15 protein-coding genes are annotated in these 16,299 nt (G+C 62.6%); 7 read left to right on the forward strand and 8 right to left on the reverse strand.

What is annotated here, in order from left to right:
• Nucleotides 1-159 precede the first annotated feature (159 nt).
• The gene (locus tag BLT00_RS17780; RefSeq protein ID WP_014337210.1) at nt 160-459 is read right to left on the reverse strand and encodes a BolA family protein; all 300 of its coding nucleotides are present in this window, start codon (nt 457-459) and stop codon (nt 160-162) included.
• A 12-nt stretch (nt 460-471) separates the two neighbouring features.
• Nucleotides 472-990, reverse strand: coding sequence for a DUF2059 domain-containing protein (locus BLT00_RS17785; protein ID WP_018602923.1), 519 nt, complete (start codon nt 988-990; stop codon nt 472-474).
• A gap of 202 nt (nt 991-1,192) precedes the next feature.
• On the opposite strand from BLT00_RS17785, the gene BLT00_RS17790 reads away from it, so the two are divergent.
• Entirely contained in the window at nt 1,193-2,581 is a 1,389-nt protein-coding gene (locus BLT00_RS17790; RefSeq protein WP_092144929.1) for a class II fumarate hydratase, read from the forward strand.
• Nucleotides 2,582-2,720: 139 nt separating this feature from the next.
• Here BLT00_RS17790 and BLT00_RS17795 read toward each other — a convergent pair whose 3' ends face one another.
• Nucleotides 2,721-3,683, reverse strand: coding sequence for a DMT family transporter (locus BLT00_RS17795; protein WP_092144931.1), 963 nt, complete (start codon nt 3,681-3,683; stop codon nt 2,721-2,723).
• A 190-nt stretch (nt 3,684-3,873) separates the two neighbouring features.
• Between BLT00_RS17795 and BLT00_RS17800 the strand changes: the two genes are divergently transcribed.
• Entirely contained in the window at nt 3,874-4,071 is a 198-nt protein-coding gene (locus BLT00_RS17800; protein WP_063322371.1) for a DUF6316 family protein, read from the forward strand.
• Nucleotides 4,072-4,221: 150 nt separating this feature from the next.
• Here BLT00_RS17800 and BLT00_RS17805 read toward each other — a convergent pair whose 3' ends face one another.
• Both BLT00_RS17805 and pap read right to left on the reverse strand, forming a co-directional pair.
• Complete coding sequence (locus BLT00_RS17805) at nt 4,222-5,406, reverse strand: thiolase family protein (protein WP_092144933.1); 1,185 nt, start codon at nt 5,404-5,406, stop codon at nt 4,222-4,224.
• Between the two features lie 103 nt (nt 5,407-5,509).
• Nucleotides 5,510-7,027 carry a polyphosphate:AMP phosphotransferase gene (gene pap, locus BLT00_RS17810; RefSeq protein WP_063322373.1) on the reverse strand — a complete coding sequence of 506 codons (1,518 nt, stop codon included), beginning with the start codon at nt 7,025-7,027 and terminating at the stop codon, nt 5,510-5,512.
• 151 nt (nt 7,028-7,178) lie between these two features.
• Here pap and mnmC point away from each other — a divergent pair, with 151 nt between their 5' ends.
• The 5 genes from mnmC (at nt 7,179) to BLT00_RS17835 (ending at nt 14,735) form a co-directional block, all read left to right on the forward strand.
• Complete coding sequence (mnmC, locus tag BLT00_RS17815) at nt 7,179-9,161, forward strand: bifunctional tRNA (5-methylaminomethyl-2-thiouridine)(34)-methyltransferase MnmC2/FAD-dependent 5-carboxymethylaminomethyl-2-thiouridine(34) oxidoreductase MnmC1 (protein ID WP_092144935.1); 1,983 nt, start codon at nt 7,179-7,181, stop codon at nt 9,159-9,161.
• A gap of 277 nt (nt 9,162-9,438) precedes the next feature.
• Nucleotides 9,439-11,211 carry an N-acetylglutaminylglutamine amidotransferase gene (locus tag BLT00_RS17820; RefSeq protein ID WP_092144937.1) on the forward strand — a complete coding sequence of 591 codons (1,773 nt, stop codon included), beginning with the start codon at nt 9,439-9,441 and terminating at the stop codon, nt 11,209-11,211.
• Nucleotides 11,212-11,214: 3 nt separating this feature from the next.
• Nucleotides 11,215-12,960, forward strand: a complete 1,746-nt coding sequence (ngg, locus tag BLT00_RS17825) for an N-acetylglutaminylglutamine synthetase (RefSeq protein ID WP_092144939.1) — start codon at nt 11,215-11,217, stop codon at nt 12,958-12,960.
• A gap of 177 nt (nt 12,961-13,137) precedes the next feature.
• Nucleotides 13,138-14,328 (forward strand): osmoprotectant NAGGN system M42 family peptidase, encoded by a 1,191-nt coding sequence (locus BLT00_RS17830; protein ID WP_063322377.1) that lies wholly within the window; start codon nt 13,138-13,140, stop codon nt 14,326-14,328.
• 179 nt (nt 14,329-14,507) lie between these two features.
• The gene (locus BLT00_RS17835) at nt 14,508-14,735 is read left to right on the forward strand and encodes a YheU family protein (protein WP_003199186.1); all 228 of its coding nucleotides are present in this window, start codon (nt 14,508-14,510) and stop codon (nt 14,733-14,735) included.
• On the opposite strand, the gene csrA is transcribed toward BLT00_RS17835, so the two are convergent.
• From csrA to BLT00_RS17850, 3 genes are all read right to left on the reverse strand, one after another.
• Complete coding sequence (gene csrA, locus BLT00_RS17840) at nt 14,724-14,924, reverse strand: carbon storage regulator CsrA (protein ID WP_092144941.1); 201 nt, start codon at nt 14,922-14,924, stop codon at nt 14,724-14,726. The genes BLT00_RS17835 and csrA overlap by 12 nt on opposite strands.
• A gap of 151 nt (nt 14,925-15,075) precedes the next feature.
• Nucleotides 15,076-15,408, reverse strand: a complete 333-nt coding sequence (locus BLT00_RS17845; protein WP_063325143.1) for a YnfA family protein — start codon at nt 15,406-15,408, stop codon at nt 15,076-15,078.
• A 57-nt stretch (nt 15,409-15,465) separates the two neighbouring features.
• Nucleotides 15,466-16,281 carry an SDR family oxidoreductase gene (locus BLT00_RS17850; RefSeq protein WP_092144943.1) on the reverse strand — a complete coding sequence of 272 codons (816 nt, stop codon included), beginning with the start codon at nt 16,279-16,281 and terminating at the stop codon, nt 15,466-15,468.
• Nucleotides 16,282-16,299: the final 18 nt, after the last annotated feature.

Here is a 16,299-nt window from a genome sequence, read left to right on the forward strand (position 1 = left end):
AGCTGCACGCGCCTGTGAGCCGGACCATTGTGGCGAGGGAGCTTGCTCCCGCTCGGCGGCGAAGCCGTCGTCTGGATCAGTTTCCAGGGGACCGCTTCGCGGTCCAGCGGGAGCAAGCTCCCTCGCCACAACAAGCATCCGCGCGACAAACAACCACTTTCAGTGCTTGCTGCCGCCGGCACAGGTTGGCGAAGCCGGGGCCGCGTCGATCTGGGCCCATTCTTCAGGGGTGTAGGTGTGCAGCGCCAACGCATGGAATTCGCCCATCAGCTCGCCCAGCGTGCCGTAGACCTTCTGGTGACGCTTGACACGATTGAGCCCTTCGAACTGCTGGCTGACCACCACGGCCTTGAAGTGGGTCTGCAGGCCACGGCTGTGCATGTGGCTTTCATCCAGCACTTGCAAGTGCTCGGGCTGCAAGAGCCCGAGTGTCGATTCGATGCGTTGTTGCATGCTCATACCAGGCTCCGCTTACGGCTTTTTCTTGGCAGGGGCGGCTTTGGGCTCGAGCTCGGCCGTCATGTCCGCCAGCAGCTTGTTGACCACCGGCACCGCGCTTTCAAGCTTGGCCTGGGTCAGTTGGGCTGATTGCTGGGTCAGTTGCGGCATTTTTTCCAGGACTTTCTTGCCCAGTGGCGATTGATAGAAAGCGACCAGGTCCTTGAGCTCCGATTCGCTGAAGTTGCTGGTGTAGAGCTTGACCATGTCCGGCTTGAGCTTGTTCCAGCCGATAGCTTGGTCCAACGCGGCATTGGCCTTGGCCTGGTAGGTTTCCAGGGTGGCTTTTTTCGACTCAGGGGCCTTGGTCTGTTCAAAGCGCTGGGCAAACATCTGCTGCACTTGCATGTATACCGGAGTGCCCAGTTTGTCAGCGTGCGCCAGGGTCAGGAACGCTTCGGCGCTGGCGTTGTGGCTGGCGGTATCGGCGAAAACAGGGCCGCTGGCACACACCAGAGCAACTGCGGTACAGATGGCACGAAGACGGGTCATCGAGTTTCCTTTGATTACAGGCGAGGTAAAACCCCAAGGGCGACCATTCTGCGCCTAAAAAACGCTGGGCCTCAACCCCGATGCTTGCCGGGTCCGATTGACGGGCCGAACCCACCGCTCCTGGATTGAAGGATGATTGAGGGAACCGGTGCCGCCCATCTGGGCCTAAACTGCGCATTCAGCCCTTAAGGAGTTTGACCCGATGAGCCGTATCGAAACCGACAGCCTTGGCCAGGTTGAAGTCCCGGACGACGCCTACTGGGGCGCCCAGACGCAGCGTTCCATGATCAACTTCGCCATTGGCAACGAACGCATGCCACTGTCGGTGTTGCACGCCTTGGCACTGATCAAGAAAGCCGCCGCACGGGTCAATGACCGCAATGGCGACCTCCCCGCCGACATCGCCCGCCTGATCGAACAGGCCGCCGACGAAGTGCTGGCCGGCCAGCATGACGACCAGTTCCCGCTGGTGGTCTGGCAGACCGGCAGCGGCACCCAGAGCAACATGAACGTCAACGAGGTGATCGCCGGGCGCGCCAACGAACTGGCCGGCAACCCCCGCGGTGGCAAGAGCCCCGTGCACCCCAACGATCACGTCAACCGCTCGCAGAGCTCCAACGACTGCTTCCCCACCGCGATGCACATTGCCGCTGCCCAGGCCGTCCACCAGCAATTGTTCCCGGCCATCAGTGAGCTGTCCGGCGGCCTGGCGGAACTGGCGGCGCGCCACATGAAACTGGTCAAGACTGGCCGTACCCACATGATGGATGCCACGCCAATCACCTTTGGCCAGGAACTGTCGGCGTTCATTGCTCAACTCGATTACGCCGAACGAGCGATCCGCGCCGCGCTACCGGCGGTCTGCGAACTGGCCCAAGGCGGCACGGCGGTCGGCACCGGGCTCAATTCGCCCCATGGTTTCGGCGAAGCGATTGCCGCTGAACTGGCGGCGCTGTCGGGCCTGCCATTCGTCACCGCGCCGAACAAGTTTGCCGCGCTGGCCGGCCATGAACCCTTGACCGCCTTGTCCGGCGCCCTGAAAACCCTCGCCGTGACCCTGATGAAAATCGCCAACGACCTGCGCCTGCTGGGTTCCGGGCCGCGGGCGGGGTTTGCCGAAGTGAAATTGCCGGCCAACGAACCGGGCAGTTCCATCATGCCCGGCAAGGTCAACCCGACCCAGTGCGAAGCCTTGTCGATGCTGGCCTGCCAGGTCATGGGCAACGACGTGACCATCGGCTTTGCCGCCAGTCAGGGGCATTTGCAGTTGAACGTGTTCAAACCGGTGATCATCCACAACCTGCTGCAATCGATCCGGCTGCTGGCCGATGGCTGCAGCAACTTCCAGCAGCACTGCATCGCCGGGCTCGAGCCGGATGCCGAGCAGATGGCCGCGCACCTGGAACGCGGGTTGATGCTGGTGACCGCGCTGAACCCGCACATCGGCTACGACAAATCCGCCGAGATCGCCAAGAAAGCCTACGGCGAAGGGCTGACCTTGCGTGAAGCGGCACTGCAACTGGGGTACCTGACCGATGAAGAGTTCGATGCCTGGGTGCGACCGGAGAATATGCTGGAGGCCGGTAGCTAGGGCTGAAGATTTGCGGTGACCGATAACCTGTCTTCGCGAGCAAGCCTGCTCCCACAATGGATTGGGGTCGGATACACAACCTGTGTCCGATGAGATCGAATGTGGGAGCGGGCTTGCTCGCGAAGAACGATAACGCGGTCTATCGCTCTACAACCATCCGCTGCCGCCGGGCCTTGAGCCCGGCGATCAGCGAGGGCCCCAGGGCGACCAACGCCGAACCCAGCACCACCAGCACCGCCCCGCCATACCCCAGCAGATTGATCTGCTCGGCATGGACATACTCAGGCCACCACCAAGCCGCCATCGCCACCGCGGCGAACGTCACCAGCGGCGTGATCGCCAGGGTCGCACTGACCCGCGACGCCTCCCAATGGGCCAAGGCTTCGGCAAACGCGCCATAGGCAATCAACGTGTTGAGGCAGCAAGCGAGCAACAACCAGCCTTGCAACGGACTCAATTGCAGCGCCTCCAACGGGTGCACCCAGGGGGTGAGCAGCAACGCGCAGAACAGGTAGATCACCATCATCACCTGCAACGAATTCCACACCGTCAACAGTTGCTTCTGGCCCAAGGCATAGAAGGTCCAGACCGTCGACGCCAGCAACACCATCAGCACCCCGGCGGTGTAGTCGCTCAGGGACGTCAGCAACTCACCCAGGCGCTGGTTGAAAAACAGCGTAAAACCGATCAGCAACACCAGCAGGCCGATGCCCTGCCCCACGCTGAAGCGCTCCTTGAACACGAACAGGCTGGCGACCAGCAACATGATCGGCCCCATCTGCACCACCAGTTGCGCGGTGCCGGGGCTCAAGCGATTCAGGCCCATCAGGTACAACACGTAGTTGCCCACCAGCCCGAGCACCGCCATCGCCACCAGCCAGCCTCCGCGCGGGCCAAGGACCTTGTGACTGGGCAGGCGCCGGGTGGCCGCCAAATAGATGAACAGCAAACCGCCGGACACCAGCAAGCGAAACCAGGTCACGGTGACCGGGTCCATCACTTGCAGCACTTGCTTGAGCTTGATCGGCAGGATTCCCCAGAGCAGGGCAGTCAGCAGGGCGAGGAACAGGCCGTAGACCCAGCGACCGGACGATATGTGCATGCAACCCTCGAAGCCCAAGACAAAGGACGTCCATTCTAGGCGTCTATTGCGTCACGACACAGGGACAGTTGGGCAGAGGCCGCCCACGGGATTGTATGGGTCGTAGCCGTCGATCGGCTGGGCAGGCGGGAATCAGGGACAACACATATGCTCATTTGAAACAGACCTTGCTGCACTCTGGAGACCCGACATGCTTGGAAAACGCGCCTTGGATCCCGCCCCTACGACTATTTTTCGCAGTGACCGGATCTGCCGGGTCAACGGCGAGTTTTATTTCAATACACGTGAGGGCACCCAGGAGGGTCCGTTCGCCACCCGCGAGGCGGCGGAGCGGGAGATAGAGGCGTATATCGGCCGGATGCTACAACTGACGCAGGTTGCCAGCTAGGCAGGATGTGGCGAGGGAGCTTGCTCCCGCTGGGCCGCGAAGCGGCCCCTGTTCAATCAGCACGGTACTGATAAGCCGGCGACTGCTTCGCAGCCGAGCGGGAGCAAGCTCCCTCGCCACAGATTGCCCCCCAACCTCTTCGGCAAACGGTTAACGAACCACCTCAAACAACCCCGTAGCCCCCATCCCACCGCCCACGCACATGGTTACGACACCGTAGCGCAGGTTGCGTCGCTGCAGCTCGCGCACCAGGTGCCCCACTTGCCGCGAGCCGGTCATGCCGAATGGATGGCCGATGGAGATCGAGCCGCCGTTGACGTTGTATTTCCCGGGATCGATTTCCAGTCGGTTGCGGCTGTACAGGCACTGGGAAGCAAAGGCTTCGTTGAGTTCCCACAGATCGATATCGGCGATCTGCAAGCCCTTGGCCTTGAGCAGCTTGGGCACTGAAAACACCGGGCCGATGCCCATCTCGTCCGGCTCGCAACCGGCCACGGTGAAGCCGCGAAAAAACGCCTTGGGCTTGAGCCCCAGCGCCAGGGCTTTTTCCAGGCTCATCACCAAGGTCATCGAAGCCCCGTCGGACAACTGCGACGAGTTGCCCGCCGTCACCGAACCGTCTTCGGCGAACACCGGTTTCAGGCCTGCCAGGCTTTCATAGGTGGTGTCCGGGCGATTGCAATCGTCGCGATCGACCACACCGTCGAGGACCTGCACAGCGCCAGTGTTCTTGTCCTCGACCCGGTACTTGACCGCCATCGGGATGATTTCGTCATCGAACAACCCGGCCGCCTGGGCCTTGGCGGTGCGTTGCTGGCTCTGCAAGGCGTAGCGATCCTGCTCCTCGCGGCTGACCTGGTAACGTCGGGCGACGATCTCGGCGGTCTGGCCCATGGGAAAATAAATCCCGGGCACCTGCTCCTTGAGCAGCGGGTTGATCAGGTTGTCGGTGTTGACGCTTTTCATCGTCAGGCTGATGGACTCCACCCCGCCGGCCACGATGATGTCGCTGCAACCGGAAGCGATCTGGTTGGCGGCGATGGCAATGGCTTGCAGGCCCGAGGAACAGAAGCGGTTGAGGGTCATGCCGGCGGTGCCGGTGCCCAATCGCGAGAGCACCGCCACGTTACGCCCGATGTTGTAGCCCTGGGCGCCTTCATTGGACCCGGCCCCGACGATGCAGTCCTCGACACTGGCGGGGTTGATGTCGTTGCGCGCCAGCAAGGCATCGACACAATGGGCCGCCATGTCGTCTGGACGGGTCATGTTGAACTTGCCGCGAAAGGACTTGGCCAGGCCGGTCCGTACGCTGTCGACGATCACCACTTCACGCATGGCTGTACCTCATTGTTGTAGTCGGTTGAGAGTGAATCGAGCATAAATCCACTGCATAACCGACTGCGACAATCATTCACCTCGCGTATGCGCCTCCATCGCCCTAGCCCTTCTTTTTCTTGCGAGCCTGCTTTGCACTCCGCTCGAAAGCCGCTTCCAGCGCCTGGTTGAGGGTGCGCAACACCTTGACCCGCGCCCAGCGCTTGTCGTTGGCTTCCACCAAGGTCCAGGGGGAAATCTCGGTGCTGGTGCGGTCGACCATGTCGCACACCGCGGCCCGGTAAGCGTCCCACTTGTCGCGGTTGCGCCAGTCATCCTCGGTGATCTTGAAGCGCTTGAACGGAATATCCTCGCGCTCCTGGAAACGCTCCAGCTGGGTTTGCTTGTCGATGGCCAGCCAGAACTTGACCACCACCACGCCGGCGTCGGCGAGCTGTTCCTCGAAATCGTTGATTTCCCCGTAGGCCCGCAGCCAGTCGGCCTGGCTGCAAAACCCTTCGACCCGCTCCACCAGCACCCGACCGTACCAGGAGCGGTCGAACATGGTGAACTTGCCGCGTGCGGGAATATGCCGCCAGAAGCGCCACATGTAGGGGTGGGCGCGCTCTTCTTCCGTGGGCGCGGCAATGGGCACGATGCTGTATTGGCGCGGGTCCAGGGCCGCCGTGACCCGCCGGATAGCCCCGCCCTTGCCCGCCGCGTCATTGCCTTCGAACACCGCTACCAGGGCATGCTGGCGCATGCGCTTGTCCCGCAGCAGGCCAGAGAAGCGCGCCTGCTCGGTGATCAATTGTTCTTCGTAGTCGGCTTTGTCCAGGCGCCGGGTCATGTCCAGGCTGTCGAGCAACGTGATCTGGCCATCCAACTCGGGCAGCGGCGCCACGCTGACCTTTTGCGGCCTGATCTTCGGCCGGTCCAGGGCCTGGCGCAAACCGTCGAGCAAGATCCGCCCGACGGTGAGGCTGCGATAACAGCTGTCCATGCCTTCGATCACATGCCACGGCGCGTAATCGCGACTGGTGCGGCGCAGCACACGCTCGCCGTATTTGACGAACTTGTCATAGGTCTGGGATTGCTGCCAGTCCAGCGGGCTGATGCGCCAGCTGTGCAGCGGGTCATCCTTGAGCCCCTTGAGCCGGGCCTTCATCTGCTTCTTGGACAGGTGGAACCAGAACTTGAAGATCAGCGCGCCTTCGTCGCAGAGCATTTTTTCCAGGCGCTCGGCACCGGCAATCGCCTGGTCGAGCCGTGGGTCCTTGAACTCGCCATGGACCCGGCCCTGCAGCATCTGGCTGTACCAGTTGCCGAAGAAAATTCCCATGCGCCCCTTGGCCGGCAGCATTCGCCAATAGCGCCACGCCGGAGGCCGCGCCAATTCCTCGTCGGTCTGTTGGTCAAAGGTGCGCACTTCGATCAGCCGCGGATCCATCCATTCGTTGAGCAACTTCACCGTCTCGCCCTTGCCCGCGCCTTCGATGCCGTTGATCAACACGATGACCGGAAACCGACCCTGCTGCTGCAACTCGAACTGCGCTTCCAGCAGTGCTTCACGCAGGGCCGGCACCTCGGCTTCAAAGGTTTCTTTATCGATGACGTGACCGATTTCAGCGGATTCGAACATGGACAGCTCCTTCCAGGGATTGGGGCAAGACTAGCGGATTGGATGCGGCCCTGTGCAGCAGATTCCATCAAGAACAACGCTGTGTTGCGATGGGTCAAGCAAGCCGATACCGATCGGCTAGAATGGCCGCTCAGTTTCGACCGAGCCTGCCATGACGCCCATCCAGCACCACGCCCAACTCGACTGGGACGACCAGGGTCGCCCGCGCTCGCGGGTATTCGACGACGTGTATTTCTCCGATCAGTCCGGGCTGGAAGAAACCCGTTACGTGTTCCTCGAGCAGAACAACCTGGCCGAGCGCTTTGCCGCGCTGCCCGCCGACGGGCGCCTGGTGATCGGCGAAACCGGCTTTGGCACCGGCTTGAACTTCCTCTGCGCCTGGCAGTTGTTCGAACAATGCGCGCCGACCGGGGCGCGGCTGCATTTCGTCAGCGTCGAGAAGTACCCATTGACCCCGCAGGACCTGTGTCGAGCCCTGGCCCTCTGGCCGCAGCTCGCCCTCCAGGCCGAGCAACTGCTTGGGCAATACGTGGCGATACATCAGGGTTTCCAGCGCCTGGTCCTGGCCAATGGGCGGGTGACGCTGACCCTGTTGATCGGCGATGCCCTGGAGCAGTTGCCGCAGTTGGACGGGCAGATCGACGCCTGGTTCCTGGACGGTTTCGCACCGGCCCGAAACCCAGAGATGTGGACCGCCGAGCTGTTCGCCGAACTGGCCCGGCTGGCCGCACCCGACGCCACCCTCAGCACCTTCACCAGCACCGGTTGGGTCAGGCGATTGCTGAACGCGGCGGGCTTCAAGATGAAGCGCACGCCGGGCATCGGCCATAAGTGGGAAATCCTGCGCGGTGTGTTTCTTGGCTGGCCGGAGCAGACACCAGCGCCGGCCCCGGCAAAACCCTGGTACGCCCGCCCCTTGCCGCCCATCGGCGAGCGCCGGGCCCTGGTGATCGGCGGCGGCCTGGCTGGTTGTGCCAGCGCCGCCAGCCTCGCCGCGCGTGGCTGGCAGGTGACGCTGCTGGAGCGTCATGCAGGCTTGGCCGAGGAAGCCTCCGGCAACCCCCAGGGCGTGCTGTATCTCAAGCTATCGGCCCACGGCACGGCGTTGTCGCAGATGATCCTCAGCGGTTTCGGCTACACCCGGCGCGTGTTGGAACAACTGCAACGCGGCATTGACTGGGACGCCTGCGGGGTCTTGCAACTGGCCTTCAACAGCAAGGAAGCCGAGCGTCAGGCACAACTGGCCGAGGCGTTCCCAAGGGATTTGCTGCACCCCCTCGATCAGTGCGAGGCGCAAGTGCGGTCCGGCATCGGCCTGGCCTGTGGTGGTCTGTTTTATCCCGAGGGCGGCTGGGTGCATCCACCGGCCTTGTGTCGCTGGCAAGCCTCAGGCACGGCGATCGACGTGCAGCCCCATCATGAAGTGCTGCAACTGCGCCGCGTGGACGGCCAGTGGCAGGCATGGGACGACGAACGATGCCTGGCCAGCGCACCGGTGGCGATCCTCGCCAGCGCCGCCGAAATCAAACGTTTCGAACCGGCCGCCGACTTGCCGCTCAAGCGTATTCGCGGGCAAATCACCCGGTTGCCGCAAACCACCCGCAGCCAGAGCCTGGCGACCGTAGTTTGCGCCGAAGGCTATGTGGCCCCGCCGCGGCTGGGCGAGCACACCCTGGGCGCCAGTTTCGATTTCAACAGCGACGACCTGACGCCCACCGCCGCCGAGCACGCCGGCAACCTGCAGATGCTCGAAGAAATCTCCCAAGACCTGGTGGATCGCCTGAACGCCGGCAGCCTGGACCCGGAACGCCTCGAAGGCCGTGCGGCATTCCGTTGCACCAGCCCGGATTACTTGCCGATTGTCGGACCGTTGGCGGATAGGCAGGCGTTCAGCGAGGCCTATTCGGCCCTGGGCAAAGACGCCCGCCAAGTGCCAGACACCCCCTGCCCGTGGTCCGAGGGTTTGTACATCAACAGCGGCCATGGCTCCCGTGGCCTGATCACTGCACCGCTGTCGGGCGAACTGATCGCCGCCTGGCTGGACAACGAGCCTTTGCCGCTGCCCCGCAGCGTGGCCGAGGCCTGCCATCCGAATCGATTTGCGTTGCGGGCATTGATTCGGGGCAAGGCCTGACACCCTTTAATGGTGTGCCCCAATCCCTTGTGGGAGCGAGCTTGCTCGCGATGGCGGTGGATCAGTTGGCATCTGAGTTGACTGCCCCACTGCTATCGCGAGCAAGCTCGCTTCCACAGGTTCCTCTTATCCCGTGAGGCATGGGGCACCCCCTACCCGCCGGCTTATAACGCATCGATCTAAAACTCACAGCAATCCCTCCGGTCAGTTTCAGGGTACCCGCCCTTTTGGTGGGTGCGGCTTGACCCCTCCCCAACGGAAAAACCGGTAAGGACTTATGTGCGGATTAGCTGGAGAGTTACGTTTCGATCAACAACCTGCGGACCTTGCGGCCGTAGAGCGAATCACCCATCACCTGGCCCCTCGCGGCCCCGACGCCTGGGGTTTTCATAGCCAGGGACCAATTGCCCTGGGCCATCGGCGCCTGAAAATCATGGACCTGTCGGACGGCTCGGCCCAGCCGATGATCGACAATCAGCTGGGCCTGTCCCTGGCCTTCAACGGCGCGATCTACAACTACCCGGAGCTGCGCAGCGAACTCGAAGGCCTGGGCTACAGCTTCTATTCCGGTGGCGACACCGAAGTGCTGCTCAAGGGCTATCACGCCTGGGGCGAAGCGCTGCTGCCCAAGCTCAACGGCATGTTCGCCTTCGCCATCTGGGAACGCGATGCCAAGCGCCTGTTCATCGCCCGCGACCGCCTCGGCGTGAAGCCGCTGTACCTGTCGCGCACCGGCCAACGGCTACGTTTCGCCTCGGCATTGCCGGCGCTGCTCAAGGGCGGCGATATCAACCCGATGCTCGACCCGGTGGCCCTCAACCATTACCTGAATTTCCACGCGGTGGTCCCGGCGCCCCGCACCTTGCTGGCGGGTGTTGAAAAACTGCCGCCCGCGACCTGGATGCGCATCGAAGCCGACGGCAGCACCGAGCAGAAAACCTGGTGGACCCTGCCCTACGGACCACGGGCCGACGAACTGCACCTGAACCTGGAAGACTGGATCGAGCGCGTGCTCGACAGCACCCGTGAAGCGGTCGCCATTCGCCAACGCGCCGCCGTGGATGTCGGCGTACTGCTTTCCGGTGGCGTGGATTCAAGCATGCTCGTGGGCCTGCTGCGGGAAGTCGGCGTAGAGGACCTGTCGACCTTCTCTATCGGTTTCCAGGATGCCGGTGGCGAGCGCGGTGACGAGTTCCAGTATTCGGACCTGATCGCCAAGCACTACGGCACCCGCCACCACCAACTGCGTATCGACGAAAAAGAGATCATCGAGCAACTGCCGGCAGCGTTCCGTGCCATGAGCGAACCGATGGTCAGCCACGACTGCATCGCCTTCTATCTACTGTCGCGGGAAGTGGCCAAGCACTGCAAAGTGGTGCAAAGCGGCCAGGGCGCCGACGAGCTGTTCGCCGGTTACCACTGGTACCCGCAGGTCGATGGCGCCAGCGATCCCTACGCGGCCTATCGCGCCGCGTTCTTCGACCGCAGCCATGAAGAATATGCCGCCACCGTGCAGCCCAAATGGCTGACGGCCAACGACGCGGCCGGCGACTTCGTCAAAGAACATTTCGCCCAGCCCGGGGCCGATGCCGCGGTAGACAAGGCCCTGCGCCTGGACAGCACCGTGATGCTGGTGGACGACCCGGTCAAGCGCGTCGACAACATGACCATGGCCTGGGGCCTGGAAGCGCGCACACCCTTCCTGGACTACCGCCTGGTGGAACTCTCGGCCAGGGTCCCCGCGAAGTTCAAGCTACCCGATGGCGGCAAACAGGTACTCAAGGAAGCCGCCCGGCGGGTGATCCCCGGCGAGGTAATCGACCGCAAAAAAGGCTATTTCCCGGTACCAGGCCTCAAGCACCTGGAAGGCAACACCCTGGCCTGGGTTCGCGAACTGCTGCTGGATCCGAGCCAGGACCGCGGCCTGTTCAACCCGGCCATGCTCGACCGCCTGCTGACCGACCCCAACGGCCAGCTCACGCCATTGCGCGGCTCACGACTGTGGCAACTGGCGGCGCTGAACCTGTGGCTCAGCGAGCAAGGAATCTGATCGATGAAACCTCATGCAACGGTTCACAACCAACGCCTCTTGCGCGGCCAGGCGCCCTCCTATGAACGCCTGCAGGCACGCCTGGCCGAAGACGGCAGCGAATTGGGCGCCGACCCGATCGCGGTGCATTGCGGCTGGGGCCGACTTTTGATCGGCCACACCTTCCCGGACCCGGCAAGCCTGGCCCGGGAACTGCTCAACGAACAACCCGGCGAAAGGGACATTGCCTTATACGTGGCCGCGCCCCAGCAAGTGCTGGGGCTGGAACCGGCCCAACTGTTCCTCGATCCGTCCGACACCTTGCGCCTGTGGTTCAGCGACTATCGCCAGGCCACGCGGGTATTTCGCGGCTTTCGGATTCGCCGGGCCCAAGGCGAGACCGACTGGCAGGCCATCAACCAGCTCTACCAAGCCCGGGGCATGTTGCCCATCGACCCACTGCGCCTGACCCCGCGCCATGAGGGTGGCCCGGTCTATTGGCTGGCCGAAGATGACGACACCGGTGCGGTGATCGGCAGCGTCATGGGCCTGAATCACCAGAAGGCCTTCAACGACCCGGAAAACGGCAGCAGCCTCTGGTGCCTGGCCGTGGACCCGCAATGTCCGCGGCCCGGTGTTGGCGAAGTGCTGGTGCGTCACCTCATCGAGCATTTCATGAGCCGTGGCTTGAGTTACCTCGACCTGTCGGTGTTGCACGACAATCGCCTGGCGAAAAACCTCTACGCCAAACTCGGTTTTCGCAATCTCTCGACCTTCGCCATTAAACGCAAGAACGGCATCAACCAGCCGTTGTTCCTGGGGCCAGGCCCCGAAGCGCAGTTCAATCCTTATGCGCGCATCATTGTCGAAGAAGCTCACCGCCGAGGCATCGACGTACAGGTAGACGATGCCGAGGCCGGCTTGTTCACCCTGGTCCATGGCAGCCGCCGGGTCCGATGCCGCGAATCCTTGAGCGACCTGACCAGCGCCATCAGCATGACGCTGTGCCAGAACAAAAGCCTGACCCACAAAGTGCTGAAAAGCGCCGGCCTGAACCTGCCGGCCCAACAGTTGGCGGGCAATGCCGATGACAACCTGGCGTTTCTCGACGAGCACGAACGGGTGGTGGTCAAGCCGCTGGACGGCGAACAGGGCCAAGGCGTGGCGGTGGATTTGCGCACCATCGAGGAGGTGCAGAGCGCCATCGAAGCGGCCCGGCAATTCGATAGCCAGGTCTTGCTGGAAAGTTTCCACGAGGGTCTGGACCTGCGCATCCTGGTGATCGGTTTTGAAGTGGTGGCGGCGGCGATCCGGCGCCCGGCGGAGGTGATCGGCGATGGCCGGCACACCATCGGCGCGTTGATCGAAGCCCAGAGCCGCCGACGCCAAGCGGCCACGGGCGGCGAAAGTAAAATCCCGATGGATGGCGAGACCTTGCGCACACTCAACGCGGCGGGGTTCGACTACGACAGCGTGCTGCCCGCTGGGGAGCACCTGTTCGTACGGCGTACGGCGAACCTGCATACCGGCGGCGTGCTGGAGGATGTCACCGGGATCCTGCATCCGACCCTGGTCGATGCGGCGGTGCGCGCCGCACGGGCGCTGGACATCCCCATGGTCGGCCTCGACCTGCTGGTACCGGCGGCCGATCAACCCAAGTATGTGTTCATCGAAGCCAACGAACGCGCAGGCTTGGCCAACCACGAACCACAACCCACCGCCGAGCGCTTTGTGGATCTGTTGTTTCCTCATAGCCAGGCGGTGGCCTAGCCCTTCTTCTGTGGCTAGGGAGCTTGCTCCCGCTGGGCTGCGAAGCAGCCCTTCTCCGTTGCCTCCGGGTCTGTGCATTGACCTGGAGCTCAAAGGGGACCGCTCGCGGTCCAGCGGGAGCAAGCTCCCTCGCCACAAGGTTCCCCTATTCAACTTAATGTTCCGTGAGGAGTTTCCATGATCAGCAAAATTCCAGAACCGGATCTCGAATACCTGCAGAAAGTCCTGCTGGAAATGCTCGCCATTCCCAGCCCTACCGGCTTTACCGACACCATCGTGCGTTATGTCGCCGAGCGGCTCGAAGAGCTGGGTATCGCTTTTGAAATGACCCGCCGTGGCACAATCCGCGCCACGCTCAAGGGGCGCAAGAGCAGCCCCGACCGGGCCGTGTCGGCGCACTTGGATACCATCGGTGCCTCAGTGCGGGCCATCAAGGACAACGGCCGCCTGACCCTGGCCCCGGTGGGTTGCTGGTCCAGCCGATTTGCCGAAGGCAGCCGGGTCAGCCTGTTTACCGACACCGGCGTGATCCGTGGCAGCGTGCTGCCGTTGATGGCGTCCGGGCACGCGTTCAATACCGCCGTGGATGAACTGCCCATCAGTTGGGACCACATCGAGCTGCGCCTGGACGCCTACTGCGCCACGCGTGCCGATTGCGAAACCCTGGGGGTGGGCATCGGTGATTACGTCGCCTTCGATCCCCTGCCGGAATTTACCGAAAGTGGCCACATCAGTGCCCGGCACCTGGACGACAAAGCCGGGGTCGCAGCCCTGTTGGCGGCGCTCAAGGCGATTGTCGACAGCGGCGAAGAACTGCTGATCGATTGTCACCCACTGTTCACCATCACCGAGGAAACCGGCAGCGGTGCAGCGGCAGCATTGCCCTGGGATGTCAGCGAATTTGTCGGCATCGACATCGCGCCCGTCGCCCCTGGCCAGCACTCGAGCGAACATTCGGTCAGCGTGGCGATGCAGGACTCCGGAGGCCCCTACGACTATCATCTGTCGCGGCACTTGCTGAAACTGGCCAAGGAGAACGAGGTACCGGCACGCCGCGACCTGTTCCGCTACTACTTCAGCGACGCTCATTCGGCCATCACCGCCGGCCACGACATCCGTACCGCCCTGCTCGCCTTCGGCTGCGACGCCACCCATGGCTACGAACGCACCCACATCGACAGCCTGGCCGCCCTCAGTCGCCTGCTCGGCGCCTACATCCTCAGCCCGCCGGTGTTCGCCAGCGACGCGCAACCAGCCCAAGGCTCACTGGACCGCTTCAGTCATCAGATCGAACACGATACCCAGATGGAAAGCGATACCCGGGTGCCATCGGTGGATAGCCTGGTGGGGCAGCGCTCCGATAGCTGATCCAACATTCACTGTCTGGGCTATTGCCATCGCGAGCAAGCTCGCTCCCACACTTGAAATGCATTCCTCTGTGGTAGCGAGCTTGCTCACGATGAGGCCAGAACGGCCCCACAAACCCAAGGCTAGCCGCAAAAGCCCATTGGCCGTAGCATCGTCCCATTGTCTAGCCGAGGTACCCCATGCTCATCCCCCACGACCAACTCGAAGTCGACACGCTCACCCGCCTGATCGAGGATTTCGTGACCCGCGACGGCACCGACAATGGTGACGACACCCCCCTGGAAACGCGGGTTCTGCGGGTCAGGCAAGCCCTGACCAAAGGCCAGGCGTTGATCGTCTTCGACCCCGAAAGTGAACAGTGTCAACTGATGCTCAAGCACGACGTGCCAAAACACCTATTCGACTGAACAGGCCTTGCGAGTGGCCTGGGCCTTTTTCTTCTGGATCTTGTCGTAGATTTCGGAGCGATGGACATCGACGTGCCGTGGCGCTTCCACGCCGAAACGCACCGTGCCGCCGCTGACCGACAGCACACGGACGGAAATATCGTCACCAATGGAAATCAACTCACCTACAGCGCGGCTTAATACAAGCATGGTTCTTGTCCTTAAGAATGTCTGGACCCTGACCATGCCCGGCCTGTTCCCCGTTCTCAAGACACCCGCGAGAATTCAGTAAGGCCCTACAAGCAAAGTTCTTGCGACTGACGGAAACTTCCTGCAAAACCCTGTCGGACTACCGGTTATTTCAGGGTGCCGAGAACCGCGGGCCGAATAGAATCACACTCGCCCCCAAGACGCAGAGTGCCACGCCAATCCAGTCGGACCCCAGTGGCCGCACCCGCTCAACCACCGCCAGCCAGCCGATCGACGCAATGATATAGAGGCCGCCATAAGCGGCGTAGGCGCGCCCGGCGTACGTCGCTTCGACGCGGGTCAACAACAGGGCGAACAATGTGAGACTGAGCAACGCCGGGGCGATCCACCAGGCACTCTTGCCCTGGCGCAACCACATCCAGAAGGCGTAGCAGCCCGCGATCTCAAACAGGGCGGCGAGAAAAAACCACAGGTAATTGAGCATGTAGATGTCCATCAGGAAGGCCGAATGGCGCCATCCTGAGGACATCGGGCACCCAGGTCAATTGAGGTTTTGCCGGGCCTTGGCGCGCATCTTGTCAGCCATGACGGTCATTTCGTCGTACAGCAACTGTGGGTTCTTCTGCTTGAGGGCCCAAGCCATGCGTCCCTGTTCGTGGGGCAGGATCATGAACTGCCCCTGGGCGACCTGCTGATAGATGTAGTCGGCAATATCCGTGGCGCTGATCGGTGAGCTTTCCAGCAACTTGCCGACCTGGGCTTTCATGGCCGGGGTCGGGCCACGGAAGGAGTCCAACAGATTGGTCTGGAAGAACGACGGGCACACCACGTGCACACCCACTTCCTGCTGCGCCAGCTCCACCAGCAGGCTTTCCGACAGCGCCACGACACCCGCCTTGGCCACGTTGTAGTTGCTCATGGCCGGGCCCTGCATCAGGGCTGCCATGGAGGCGATGTTGATGATCTTGCCACGGCTTTCTTCCAGCAGCGGCAAGAACGCCTTGCAGCCCTTGACCACACCCATGAGGTTGATCGCGATCTGCCAGTCCCAATCCTCCAGGGAAAGCTCGCTGAAGAAGCCGCCCGAGGCCACGCCGGCATTGTTGACGATGATATCGATACCGCCGAATTTCTCTTCGCAGGCCTGGGCGAACGCAGTCAATTGACTGTAGTCGCGCACATCGCAGCGCTGGATGAAGCCGTCGCCACCGGCACTACGCACTAGCTTGAGGGTTTCCACGAGGCCCGGTTCGCTGACATCCGATAAGGCCAGGCGCCATCCTTCGCGGGCCCAGCGCAGCGCGATTTCGCGACCCAGGCCAGAGCCGGCACCAGTGATCATCATGCGATTTTGCATAGCAGACAGCCTTGTTGT

Origin of the sequence: Pseudomonas sp. NFACC51, from assembly GCF_900103575.1 — a bacterium.
Classification (GTDB): Bacteria; Pseudomonadota; Gammaproteobacteria; order Pseudomonadales; family Pseudomonadaceae; genus Aquipseudomonas; species Aquipseudomonas fluorescens_Q.